We start from the raw sequence: 12760 nt of genomic DNA, 5'->3' as shown, positions 1-12760 counted from the left end.
CGCACCAAGCGGAAGACGACAATCGGCCGAACATGTTGCCGCGCTGCGTAGGCATTCATCCCCCCGGTCGCGTCGACAGCTTGATGTGAGGCTTTTCCCATGTTTGATCCAGTCATAGCGCCGAGCGGCACCCTGCTCGGCCTGTTGCAGAGGGGCCGCGGCGACGGCACGCTGCACGCGCTCGCCGCGCCCCGCGCGGAGGCGCTCGCCGCCCTCAACCACTGCGTACTGAACGACCCGCGCCACGACTGGCAGGTCGAGAACCGCTCGCTCTACTACGCGCGTCTGTACCTGGATCTCCACGGCGGTCTCGACGCCGTCGACCACCATCTCTTCCGGGCCGAGGACCACTTCGACACCGAGGAGTCCAGGACCGGGCTCTCGCTCTCCGTACTCGGCCACCTCGCCTCGTACGGCCGGGCCGACGCCCTGGACCTGCTGCGCCGCTACGCCGCCGTCGGTGCTAACTGGGCCTGGGCCCTGGACGAGCTGGCCCTGCGGGACGACGACGCGGGGCTGCGCGCGCTCGCCCCGCCCATCCTCGCCCGCTTCCCCGCGACCCCGGAAGGCGAGGCCGAGCTGGCGTCCGCCGTACGGGACGCCTTCGAGCCCCGGCCCTGGCGGCTCTGGGCGGACGACCCGCGCGAGGCGGTCGGCGCGCGGATCAGGGCGGCCGGCGAACAGGGCTCGTTCGACCGCTGGCAGCGTCAGCTGCGGCCGGCCGGACCCCGCCCCGGCTGGAGCGTCCAGGCCGTCTTCGACTGGGCGCAGCAGGCACTCGAACGCGGCGCGGTGCTCCATGTGCCCGCCGCCCGGTGTCTCGCCGCCGTCGCGGGACCCGGCGACCGCCCGATGATCGTGGAGGCCGCCCGGGGCGGGCCCGACGGCGCCCGCTGCGCGGCGCTCCACTATCTCGCCGAGATCCGCGACCCCGTCGTCCTCGACCTCATCGAGGCGGCGGCGCTCAGCCCTGACCGCACCGTCGCCGACGCCGCTGTCTCCGCCTTCGAGCGGATGGCGGGCGGGGAGGCCGTCGACCGCGCCCGCGGCTGGGTGCACCGGCCCGACGCCCTCGGCGCCTCCGCCGCCGGAGTGCTCGCCACCCGGGGCGGCACCCAGGACACCCAGCTGGTGCTGGGCGCGCTGCGCGAGACCGTACGGGCCGACGGGCCCGACGCCCCCCTGCTGTGGACCCTCGTCGACGGCGCCGGCCGCCTCGGCATCGTCTGCGCCGCACCCGTACTGCGCCATGTGTACCGGGAGACCGCGTCCTCACAACTGCGCGGGCGCGCGGCACGCGCCCTGGCCGCCACCGACCCCTCCTACGCCACCGGATTCGCCGTCGAATGCCTGTGGGACTGCGAGGAGACCACCCGGGAGGTCGCCGCGCTGCACGCCGAGACCGCGGACGTACGGGTGGCGGAACGGCTGCGGCGACTCGCCGCGGACCCCGCCGAGGAGGCCGAGGTGCAGACCGCCGTACGCAGCCGGATCGGGCCGGACACCGCAGCGCTGTGAGACGGCCCGTAGCCGCTCTGTGGACACCCTCGGAGACGTGAGACCCGCCTCGAACGGGGTGAGGGCCCGCCGTCGCGGGCCCTCCGGATCGCTCCTGCGACAACTCGGTGGCCGCGTTCCTGGCGGGCCCACGGCGCCCCGCTGCCGCGCGTCCCGGCACCGGGACCCGGCTCTGACGGAGCGCCGCGATGACCACGAGGCCCGGGAGACCGGCGCCTGGTGGTGCCTCGGGGAGCCGGGCCGATCCGGCCCACCTCAGCGCCGTACCGCCACGAAACGCACCGGCGTCCCCGGCGCCGCCTGCGCCGCCGCCGCCAGGTCCCGCGCCCCGACCACCCCCACCACCGGATAGCCGCCGGTCGTCGGATGGTCGGCGAGGAACACCACGGGGCGGCCGTCCGGCGGCACCTGCACGGCCCCCACCACCATGCCCTCGCTGGGCAGCTCGGCGGTGACGGCGCGCTCCAGGGGCGGTCCTTCGGTGCGCAGCCCGATGCGGTTGCTCGCCGACGACACCCGGTACGTCCGCGTGACCAGCGTCCGCAGCGCCCCGCCGGTGAACCAGTCGTCGCGCGGCCCGAGCCGCAGACGCAGCACCAGTTCGGCCGGCGGAGCCACGCACGGCACCCAGTCGACCGGCGCCGCCGGGCCGGCCGGGGGCCCCAGCGGCAGGACGGTCCCGTCCCGCAGCGGTGCGGGGCCGAGGCCCGACAACAGATCGGTGGCGCGGCTGCCGAGGACCGGTTCGACCACGATCCCGCCGCCGAAGGCCAGGTAGGAACGGACCCCCGAGGCCGCCGCCCCGACATCGAGCAGCGCACCCGCCGGGACCCGTACGGGAGCGCCCCAGGCGACGGGCCGCCCGTCGACCGTGACCGGGCAGGGTGCCCCGGCGACCGCCACCGTCACCGCGTCACGCGGCCGCACCGCGCAGCCGCTCAGCGTCGTCTCCAGGGCAGCCGCGCCCTCCGGATTGCCCGCCAGCCGGTTGGCCAGCCGCAGGGCGGGCAGATCGAGCGCCCCGGAACGCGGCACCCCCAGATGCGCCCTCCCGAACCGCCCCAGGTCCTGCACCGTGCTCAGCGCCCCGGCACGGACCACCGTGCAGGCCCGTTCCCTCATCGGCCGTCCTCCAGCACGAACCGCACCCGCGTGCCCGGGGCCAGCAGCGCGGCGGGCTCGCGCGCCGGGTCCCACAGGACGGCGTCCGTCGTACCGATCAGCCACCAGCCGCCGGGGGAGGAGCGCGGATACACCCCGGTGTACGGGCCCGCGAGACCGACCGAGCCCGCCGGTACGGAGGTCCGGGGCGTGGGCCTGCGGGGCACGGCGTACCGCTCGTCGAGACCGGTGAGATAGCCGAACCCGGGCGCGAACCCGCAGAACGCGACCCGGAATTCGGTGGCCGAGTGGATGCGCGCGACATCCCGCTCCGACACCCCCCACAGCGCCGCGACCTCCGCCAGATCGGGGCCGTCGTACCGGACCGGCAGCGTGGACGGCCGGGAGGTGTCCGCCGCCCGCGCGGGCACGGCGGGCACCTCCCAGTCGCGCAGGCGCGCGGCGAAAGCGGCCGGGTCGTCGAGTCCGTCGAGCAGTACGGTGCGCGCGGCGGGCACGATCTCGCCTACCGGCGGCAGGGTGCCGGCGGCGCGGCGCCGCAGCAGTTCGGCGTGGAGCGCGGCCGTCCGGTCGCCGTCGGGCAGCTCGACGAGGAGCGCGTGGTCGCCGACGGGCAGCACCCTCATACGAAGGACTCCACCCTGACTCCGGCGGCTTCCAGTTCCCCGCGCACGCGCCGGGCGATATCGACCGCACCCGGGGTGTCGCCGTGCAGGCAGAGCGACCGGGCGCGGACCGGGACGGACTGCCCGCACCGGGACGTGACCACGCCGGACCGGGCCATGCGCACGGAGCGTTCCACGACGGCCGCCGGATCGTCGATCACGGCGCCGTCCTGTCCGCGCGGCACGAGGGTGCCCTCCGCCGTGTAGGCCCGGTCGGCGAACGCCTCGGTGACGACCGGCAGTCCGGCCCGCTCCGCCCGCTCGTGCAGCACCGATCCCGGCAGGCCGAGCAGCGGCAGCCGCTCGCCGGTCAGCTTGACGCCCTCGACGACGGCCTCGGCCTGCTCCTCGTCGTGGACGACCCGGTTGTACAGCGCGCCGTGCGGTTTCACGTACGCGACCCGGGCGCCCGCCGCTCTGGCGAACACCTCCAGCGCACCGATCTGGTAGGCGATCTCGGCGGCCAGCTCGTCCCCCGGTACGTCCATCGAGCGCCGGCCGAAACCGGCCAGATCGCGGTACGAGACCTGGGCCCCGATCCGTACCCCGCGCTCCGCGGCCCACGCGCAGACCCGCCGCATCGTCGCCGGATCCCCCGCATGGAAGCCACAGGCCACATTGGCGCTCGTGACGACGGTGAGGAGTTCTTCGTCCTCGGTCAGCCGCCAGCGGCCGAAGCCCTCGCCGAGGTCGGCGTTGAGATCGATGGACGCCCGGGTCATGGAGCCGCCTTCGGATCGGGGCAGAGGAATGCGCACCCTCCTGGAGCTGAGAAAGCGTAGAGGATCGTCGAACGTGACGGACGATTCGCGGCGGCCGCACGAGCCGTGTCCCTTAAGAGTCGTGTCCCGCACGAGCCGTGTCCCGTACGAGCCGTGTCCCGTACGGAACGGACAACCGCGCGAAGCCCTCCGGCCGGGCGGCCGGGAGGGGGCGGAACGGATACCGGCCGACTGCCTCGGCCACCCGCCGGGAGCGGTCAGGCATGGCGGGCGGACCGGGCGGACCGGGCGCTGACGGTGGCACGCGGCGGGGGCCGGCCCTGGTCGCTCTGCGCCGTTTCGGCCGTTGTCGGTGCGAGGACCTAATCTGTTCAGCGTGACTTCGCCTGCCTCGACGGAATTCGTTCCGCCCCAGCTCAGCGCGGGGCCGAGGCCCGCCCAGGGCCCGGCCGCCGACGAAGGGCTCGCGCGGCGGCTGCGCGCGCTCGCCTGCACCGCGCCGCTGCACGATCTGGACACCCGCAAGGCCAATCTCGCGGGGGAGTACTCGGTCTACGCGATGGCCGAAGTGGCGCTCTCCGCCATCGATCTGGTCACCCTGAACATGGACTTCGACACCGGCGCCGACCACGAGCAGATAGTGACCAGACTGCTGCCGCGCGTCGCCGCCCAGGCGCCCGCCCGGCCGGCCGCGGAGCACGAGCGGGTCGCCCGCTGGGTGCTGGAGAACCTGATCAACGTCGGCAGCGTGGACCGCGGATTCCGCGCGGTCTACGGCACGTTCGGCACCGACGGCGTCTACACGCGCAGGGACTACGACTTCAAGCTCATCGAGGAAGTGCCGGGCCACGGGGGCAGCGTCTATCTCCGGACCACCGACGAGGCGGTGAACGTGCTGGTCGGAGCGCTCGACACGGATGTCACCAGCGCGCAGATCGCCGCCGAGGTCAAGCTGGAGGTCCTGATCAGCAGGGGCCGGCTCGCCGATGCCCAGCTCGCCGCCGAACAGGCCCGCTACCGCACCGTGCAGTACGCGGAAACGCTCCGCAGGACGCTGGAGGCGACCCGCCGCAACGTGCGCGCGGTCGACTGGCTCAACGCCGTCCCGGACATGATCGACGAGGCGCTCGACCACGTCGCCGACCGGTACCGCCACGAGAACGCGATCCTCACCAACATCCGCAAGGCGCGCGACGAGGCCGAGACCGGAGCCGACCCCAGGACGGCCGAGCACAAGCGCCGCGCCGCCGAGCTGGTCGACATCGTCAAGGACTGCATCCGCCGCCACACCCAGCTGCAGTCCCGGCTGCTGGAGGCGGGCCCGCTGTTCCGCGCCGAACAGGACCGGCAGGCGTTCGCCCGGCCCACCGCGCACACCGGACTCGATCTGTACGGCCAGCTCCTCGGGCCGCTGCTGCCGCTCCCCGTGGAGCAGGCGACGCGGGTGACCGACGCGTTCTTCGCCCGGGGCACCGGCCTGCGCACCCCCGCCTCCGTCCGGGTCGGCGACCTCGTCGACCTCCTGCTGACGCCCCCGGTCGAACGCGAACACCTGGGCGCCGAGATGCCCGAGCCGGACCTGATCGCGACACCGGACGACAGCCGCTTCAGCGAGGAACAGCTGGCGACCGCGAAGGAACTGCTCGACCTGGAGCACGACGCCCCGCGCCGGCTGTCCGGCCTGCTGGCCGAGGCTCGCCGGCGCGATCCCGAACTGCCGTATCTGGTCGCTCTCCTGGCCATCCACGCGGCCAGCCCCCCGGTGGGCACGGCCTACCGCCAGGGCGAGAAGCGCCTGCTGTTCGCCGTCGACGACGGCACTCCGCTCGACGACCCCGAATTCGGTGGAGCCGATCTGATAGTGGGCACGGCCCTGCTCGACACGGCGGCCATGACCGCCGACCGTACGGAGGCGGCGTGAGCTCCCCGCACGGCCGGAGCCGCCGCGCCGCACCTTCCCCGGTCCGCATCACCCCGGCGACCGGCCGCACGACCTCCCCGGTCCGTACCGCCCCCATGACAGCCCGTACGACGTCCCCCACGATCGTCCGCAGCAAGGAGCAGCACCCGTGAGCGAGCACCACGCCGAGCACACCGCCGCGTGGAGCGACCCCGGCAGCGGCGAGGCGGCCGAGACCGCCCCGCCCGTGACCGGCGGCGCGGTCACCCCCGCCGACGCGGCCGACGCCGCGCGGCTCGTCTCCTTCGGCCTCCAGCCCAAACTGCTGCCCGCACGGGACACCGAGTACACCGAGCTGCTGCGGCGCTACCGCGAGGACAACGCCTTCGCACGTCTCGCCGACGCCATCGCCACCGGATTCGGCCTCATCGTCCTGGAGGTCTCCCCGCGCGCCGGCATGGTCGTGACCGCGGGCGAGGACTCGGTCTTCGCGGTCCGGATGGGTGACTACGCCCGCCGTGCCTCCACCGACTCCGCCGACCGCTTCCTGCACGGCCTCGCCCATCTGGCCGTCGCGGCCCTGGCCTTCCCCCGGCCCGAGGACCTCGCCGACGACGGGTACATCGGCCGGATCACGGTCAACGGCGTCGACGCGTTCATACGGCAGGCATGCCGCCGGCTGGAGGAGCGCGCCGAGGAGCAGGGCGAGAACACCGACCCGTCGAGCGACGCCCCCGGACTCGAAGCGGCCTGGCGGATCTACGCACGGCGCAGCGCGACCGGCGCCACCAAGGACGCCCGTCGGCTCGCCGGTTCCACCACCGGCATCGTCGGCAAGGCCGTCGCCTTCCTCACCGACTCCGGTTTCCTCCAGCGGACCGGCGACGACGCCGGAGGCGCGTACCGCACCACCGCCCGCTATCAGCTCCAGGTCCGGGACATGGCCGGCCACGCGGCCATGGCCGAGCTGCTGGAGCTGGGCGTCGTACCGGTCACGGACGGCTCCGCCACCCTCCTCCCGCCGCCCGAGGGCGACGACCTGGAGCTGGCGGCCGACGCGGGCCTGCCCTTCCACGCCTGAGCCCTGCTGCCCGAGTCCCGCCGGCGGGAAGAGCCGACCCCGCCCCGCCGCCCGAGTCCTTACCGCTTCGCCGCCCGGCCCTCCCGCCCCCACCGCTTTTCACCAGACGAGAGTCCCCCTCCATGTACGAGCTGTCCCGGGTCCGCCTCTACTCCATCGGACCTGCCGGTGCGCGCTACGCCGACACCGTGCTCGACCTGCGCGGAGTGGGCGCCCGCGTGCCCCACCCCGCGCCCACCCAGGCGGAGTTCTTCGAGGAGGAGCCGGTCGGCCCCCCGCGCCGCCCCGCCCCCGCGGGCGTGCTCTTCCTGGAGAACGGTGGCGGCAAGTCCGTCCTGCTCAAGCTGATCTTCTCGGTGATGCTGCCGGGCCACCGCAACACGCTCGGCGGGGCCAGCTCCGGCGTGCTGCGCAAGTTCCTGCTCGCCGACGACTGCGGCCATGTCGCCCTGGAATGGCAGCACACCCTCACCGGTGAACTCATCGTGGTCGGCAAGGCGAGCGAATGGCGCGGCCGCCAGGTGTCCAACGACCCCAGGAAGTTCGCCGAGGGCTGGTACTCCTTCCGGCCGGGACCCGGCCTCAGCCTCGACTCCCTCCCGGTCGCCGAGTCCACCGCCGTCCGGCCCCCCGTCGAGGGCGTCTCGGGCGCGCGCGGCCGGCGCCGCACCATGAAGGGCTTCCGGGACGCGATCACCGAGGCCGGCAAGGTGTACCAGCATCTCGACGTGCACTGGGAGGAGATCCACGACCGCTGGAACGAACATCTCGGCGAGCTCGGCCTCGACCCCGAACTCTTCCGCTACCAGCGGGAGATGAACGCCGACGAGGGTGAGGCCGCGGGCCTCTTCGCGGTCAAGAGGGACTCCGATTTCACCGATCTGCTGCTGCGCGCCGTCACCGACGCCCGGGACACCGACGGACTCGCCGATCTCGTCGGCGGCTTCGGCAGCAAACTGGGCCGCCGCGCCGAACTCACCGCGGAGCGCGACTTCACCGCCGGCTCCGCCGACCTCCTCGGCCGGATCGTCGAGGCCACCGGCGCCCGCTCCCGTGCCCGCGACATCCACGCGGGTGCCGAGCGCCGGGCCCGTACCCTTGTCCGCCGGCTCATGGCCCGCGCCGCCGACGAGCGCGAACGGGCCGCCGTACTCGCCCAGCAGGTCACCGCGGCCGCGCACACCGTGACCGGAGCCGAGCAGGCGTGCGGCCGCAGCTCACTGATCGCCGCCGAACTCGCCTACCGGCACGCCTCCCTGGCCCTGGCCGTCGCCGAGAAGCGCACCGCCGCCCAGCGCCGCGAGCTGACCGACGCCCGTACGCTCCAGTCCGCCTGGCAGGCCGCCGAGAACGTCCTGCGCCACCGCGCCGCCGCCGACCGCTCGGCCCGCGTCGCCGTCGCGATCCGGGAAGCCGAGCGGGACGCCGCCCCCGCGCTGGCCGCGCGGGCGACCGCCGCCGCCGACCTCGTACGGGCCCTGCACGCCGCCGCCGACGACGGTGAGCGACTGGCGAACGAGGAGGAGGAGCGCTCCGCCGTCCTCCAGGAGACCGGCGAGGCCGCCCACCGCGACGCGACCTCCGCCGCCACCGAGGCGCAGCGCGCCCGCAGCGAGGCCGGGCACCTGCGCCAGCGCCTCGCCGAGGTCGAGCAGGAGACCGCCGAGGCGGTACGGGCCGGCTGGCTCGACGACACCGAGCCCGACGCCGACCCGGCCCGCGCCGCGCTCGCCGCGAGCGACGCGGAGAAACCGGCCGTCGCGGCCTGGGACAGCGCCCGCGAGGCCGCGCGTACGGCAGCCGAGCGGGCCAGGGAAACGGCCTCGGCGGAGGCCCGCGCCGAACTGGCCGCGGCGCGCGCCGCCGACGCGGCCGAGGCCGCCGAGCAGTCCTACGACGCGGAGCGCCGCGCCGCGCAGTCCATCGCGGGGCACCAGCGGTTGGCCGAACTGCTCAGCCTGCCCGCGCCCGGCGCCCCGGCAGGGGTCCCGGCGCCGCGCAGCGGCACGGCCGGCGACGGGACCCGTACGGGACAGCCGGGAGCCACGGCATCGGCCGCCCCCCGGCGGACCACCGAAGACACCCTCAGCGCCGAGGAGCTGGACCGTTACGCCGACGAGCTGCGCGAGCTCCTGGACCGGTCCGTCACCTCCGCCGAACGGCAGCTCTTCGATCTGCGGACCGCCGCCGCCGACGACTCCCGCATCCTCGGCGCGCTCGGCGACGGCGGGCTGCTGCCCCCGGGACCCGATGTCCTCGCCACCGTCGAATACCTCGGCGAGCACGGCATCCCCGCCCTGCCCGGCTGGCGCTATCTCGCCCAGGCCGTCGACCCCGCCGACCACGCCGCCGTCCTGGCCGCCCGGCCCGAACTGGTCGACGGCGTCGTGATCACCGACCCGGCCTCGCACGCCCGCGCCCGCGAGGTCCTCGCCGGCGCCGCCCTGCTGCCCCGGTCCACCGTCGCCGTGGGCACCGCCGCCGCGCTGCTGGCACCCGTTCCGGGCCCGGACGACGCCGGTGACAGCGGTGTGTTCCTCGTACCGCCGAACCCCGCCATGCACGACGAGCACGCCGCCGACGAGGAACGCCAAGCGCTGCGTACCCGCGCGGCCGCGCGCGACGAGGAGATCCGGCTGCTCGCGGCCCGTCTCAGTGGCGACCGCTCGCTCGCCGCCCGCCTCGGCTCCTGGCGGACCGACTGCCCGCCCGGCATGCTCACGGAGCTGGCCGCCGCGGCCGGCGTCGCCAGGGAGGCGGCGGAGACGGCCGCGGCGACGCTCACCGAGGCCCGTACCGCACGCGCGGAGGCCGACGAGGTGGCCGCCGAGACCGCCCGGGTCCGTGACGAGCGCCAGGAGGCCGCCCAGCGTGCCCGCCGGGCCGCCGACGCCCTGGCCGGCCTCGCGTTCCGGCTGCGCGAGCGGTCCGGCTGGCAGGCCAAGCTCCGCGAACTGGCCGACGACGCGGCCGAGTACGAGGCCCGGGCCGCCGTATGCCTGGACCGGGCCCGCGCCGCCGACGAGGACCGCAGGGCCGCCCAGCGCGCCGGCGACGACGCCCGCCGTACCGCCCGCGCCCTGCGGGCCGAGCGCGCCGAGATCGCCGGCGCGCCGGAAATCCTCCCGGACCTCGCGCAGGACGCTCCGCGCGTCTCGCTGCCCGCCCTGCGCGAGGCCTACCGGGCCGCCTCCCAGCTCTACGAGAAGGTCGGCGTGGGAGCCGACCTGCGCGCCGAGCAGGCCCGCGCGGAGAGCGACGAGAGCGCCGCCCTCGCCGAGCTGGACCGGCTCACCAACAAGGTCCGCACCCGCGCGGGCCAGCTCCTCGAATCCACCGACGGCGCCGACGGCCCGTCCCGTCAGGCGGCCGCCGCCCGCGCCGAATCGCTCGTCCAGCTCCTGGAATCGCGCGTCACCACGGCCAGCGAGCAGCTGGGCCGGCTGCGCGGCGACGCGGAGCGGCTCGCCCCCACCGATGGCGACGCGCACACCGAACTGCCCGGTGAACTGGTCCCGGCGGACGCCGAGCAGGCACAGAGCATGCTGCGCACCGCCACCACCGAACTCGCCGTACGCACCGACGCGCTGGAGACCGCACGGGGTGCGCACAGCGAGCTGCTGTACGCCCACCGGGCCGCCGAGGACGGCGCGGGCGGCTTCGACGAGACCTCCGCCCTGCTGCGCGATCTGTTGCGCGGCGCGGTGACCGAGGAACCCGACCAGGGCCACGGCGGCGCCGGACGAGCGGGCGGTGAGGAGACACCGCAGGCACCGGAGCCGTACCCCGGCACCCTGGAGGAGGCACGGCAGTCCGCGTCCGAGGCCCGCCGCTCCCTGCGCGGCTGCGCGTCCGACCTCGCCGCGGCGGAAGCCGGCGTACGGGAAACCTGCGACGTGCTCGTACGGCACGCCAACTCCACCCGCTACGAGCAGGTGCGCACCCCGGCCCGCCAGCAGATCCGCGAACTGCCCGCCTCGGCGCTGCCCGAGCACGCGGCGCGGTGGGCCCAGGCCTTCGCACCCCGGCTGCGGGTGCTGACGGACGAGCTGGCCCAGCTGGAGCGCAACCGTGACTCCATCGTCGACCGGCTGCGCGGGCTGGTGGAATCCGCCCTGACCACGCTCCGTTCGGCGCAGCGCCTGTCCCGGCTTCCCGAAGGACTGGGGGAATGGTCCGGTCAGGAGTTCCTCCGGATCCGCTTCGAGGAGCCGGACCGGTCGGCACTCGGCGAGCGGCTCGGCGAGGTCATCGACGAGGCGACCCGCGCCGCCCTCAAGAAGAACTCCGACCTGCGCAGGGACGGCATGTCCCTGCTGCTGCGCGGGGTCCACGCGGCACTTCAGCCCAAGGGCGTCGCCGTCGAGATCCTCAAGCCCGACGCCGTGCTGCGCGCGGAGCGGGTCCCCGTCGGGCAGATGGGCGACGTCTTCTCCGGCGGCCAGCTGCTCACCGCGGCGATCGCCCTGTACTGCACGATGGCGGCGCTGCGCAGCAACGACCGGGGCCGCGACAAGCACCGGCACGCCGGAACGCTCTTCCTCGACAATCCGATCGGCCGCGCCAACGCGACCTATCTGCTGGAGCTCCAGCGCGCGGTCTCGGACGCCCTGGGAGTGCAACTCCTCTACACCACCGGCCTCTTCGACACCACGGCGCTGGCGGAGTTCCCCCTCGTCATCCGGTTGCGCAACGACGCGGATCTGCGCGCCGGACTGAAATACATCAGCGTGGAGGAGCACCTGCGCCCCGGCCTGCCGCAGCAGGATCCGGACGGCGAACCGGTGCACGGTGAGATCACCGCGACGCGGATGTTCAAGCGGACCCCGGAGCCCGTCGCGGAGTGACGCCGGAGCGGAGCGCCCGCCCCGGGGACATGAGCGGCGGGAGCGAACCCTCCGGGGCCCGGACTTTCGCGGCCGGAACCTTCGGGGCGCGCTCCGCTCGTCAGCGGGGCGCGCGCTCCGCTCGTCACCGCCTCACGCCTCGCTCAGCGTCTTCGAGGCCGGCCGCCGTATCCGCGCCGCGCCGCGCACGCCGCCGGGCGCCCCGGCGCGCACCGCCTTCCGGGCCGCGCGCCGGGCCCTGCGCCGCTCCCGGCGCAACCGCCGCGCCGTGCTGCTGGGCACGGACACCACGCCGTGGCGCTGGTTCCACACCTGGCGCGTCACCCAGACGTCCAGCACGCCCCAGGTCGCTCCCACCGTCGACACCACGCTGCTCAGCACCATGGGGAAGGCCAGCCAGGAGCCCGCCAGCGTACTGAGAAACGCGATCATGGCCTGAAGCAGTGTCACCGCCATGATGATCACCGCCCGTACGGCGGCCTTTCTGACCGGATCCGGCATCCGGTACCGCACCGCCGGCTCCTCGGTCCAGAGCCCCGGCGAGACATTCGCGTATCCGTCCGCCGGTGCCGTGCCATGTTGCTCGACCATCCCCATGGACCGTCACTCCCCACCGCTGTCCGACTCAAGGGTGACTGCCCGGCTGCCCATATTTCACGCCCCGCAGTCCTCCCAACTCCCCGCACACAAGGACGAATGACCGAAGGGGATGATTCCCCGCAGAGGATGAAGCCGAATGATTTCGGCCAACCGCCCGAGGTTTGACCCCGTCGCGCCCGGACTTCCGCACGTCGGCAGCGGAAGTCATCTCGCCGAATATCAGCACAACTGATGATCAAACAGTCGTGCAATGGCCGAAAAATATCCGGACGTGCCTTCGAGTTGCCAGTGCGGCAGTAGTAGGC

Annotated in this window: 9 protein-coding genes; 5 read left to right on the top strand and 4 right to left on the bottom strand. The window is 74.7% G+C overall.

The features are described from left to right. The first annotated feature begins 99 nt into the window (after positions 1-99). Positions 100-1518 carry a HEAT repeat domain-containing protein gene (locus tag ACIBAE_RS26845; protein WP_399290213.1) on the top strand — a complete coding sequence of 473 codons (1419 nt, stop codon included), beginning with the start codon at positions 100-102 and terminating at the stop codon, positions 1516-1518. A 255-nt stretch (positions 1519-1773) separates the two neighbouring features. On the opposite strand, the gene ACIBAE_RS26840 is transcribed toward ACIBAE_RS26845, so the two are convergent. From ACIBAE_RS26840 to ACIBAE_RS26830, 3 genes are read right to left on the bottom strand one after another with little or no spacing between them, the layout of a single operon-like run. Continuing rightward, a complete protein-coding gene (locus tag ACIBAE_RS26840; protein WP_399290211.1) occupies positions 1774-2640 on the bottom strand; it encodes a biotin-dependent carboxyltransferase family protein in 867 nt (288 codons plus the stop codon). Next, complete coding sequence (locus tag ACIBAE_RS26835; RefSeq protein ID WP_399290210.1) at positions 2637-3266, bottom strand: allophanate hydrolase subunit 1; 630 nt, start codon at positions 3264-3266, stop codon at positions 2637-2639. Before ACIBAE_RS26835 ends, ACIBAE_RS26840 begins: the two co-directional genes overlap by 4 nt. Further along, positions 3263-4027, bottom strand: a complete 765-nt coding sequence (locus ACIBAE_RS26830; RefSeq protein ID WP_399290208.1) for a LamB/YcsF family protein — start codon at positions 4025-4027, stop codon at positions 3263-3265. The genes ACIBAE_RS26835 and ACIBAE_RS26830 overlap by 4 nt, the downstream gene beginning before the upstream one ends. A 376-nt stretch (positions 4028-4403) precedes the next feature. On the opposite strand from ACIBAE_RS26830, the gene ACIBAE_RS26825 reads away from it, so the two are divergent. From ACIBAE_RS26825 to ACIBAE_RS26810, 4 genes are all read left to right on the top strand, one after another. Beyond that, entirely contained in the window at positions 4404-5948 is a 1545-nt protein-coding gene (locus ACIBAE_RS26825) for a hypothetical protein (protein ID WP_399290206.1), read from the top strand. Next, on the top strand, positions 5945-6100 hold the full coding sequence (locus ACIBAE_RS26820) for a hypothetical protein (protein WP_399290204.1): 156 nt from the start codon (positions 5945-5947) through the stop codon (positions 6098-6100). The genes ACIBAE_RS26825 and ACIBAE_RS26820 overlap by 4 nt, the downstream gene beginning before the upstream one ends. Beyond that, entirely contained in the window at positions 6097-7008 is a 912-nt protein-coding gene (locus tag ACIBAE_RS26815) for a hypothetical protein (protein ID WP_399290202.1), read from the top strand. Before ACIBAE_RS26820 ends, ACIBAE_RS26815 begins: the two co-directional genes overlap by 4 nt. A 122-nt stretch (positions 7009-7130) precedes the next feature. After that, positions 7131-11855 carry a hypothetical protein gene (locus ACIBAE_RS26810; protein ID WP_399290200.1) on the top strand — a complete coding sequence of 1575 codons (4725 nt, stop codon included), beginning with the start codon at positions 7131-7133 and terminating at the stop codon, positions 11853-11855. A 132-nt stretch (positions 11856-11987) separates the two neighbouring features. Here ACIBAE_RS26810 and ACIBAE_RS26805 read toward each other — a convergent pair whose 3' ends face one another. Continuing rightward, a complete protein-coding gene (locus ACIBAE_RS26805) occupies positions 11988-12446 on the bottom strand; it encodes a hypothetical protein (RefSeq protein WP_399290198.1) in 459 nt (152 codons plus the stop codon). Between the last annotated feature and the right edge of the window lie 314 nt (positions 12447-12760).

The sequence above is a fragment of the Streptomyces sp. NPDC051569 genome (genome assembly GCF_044454085.1).
GTDB lineage: Bacteria > Actinomycetota > Actinomycetes > Streptomycetales > Streptomycetaceae > Streptomyces.
Note: the sequence above shows the minus strand (reverse complement) of the source record. Positions and strands in the feature narration are given on the sequence as shown.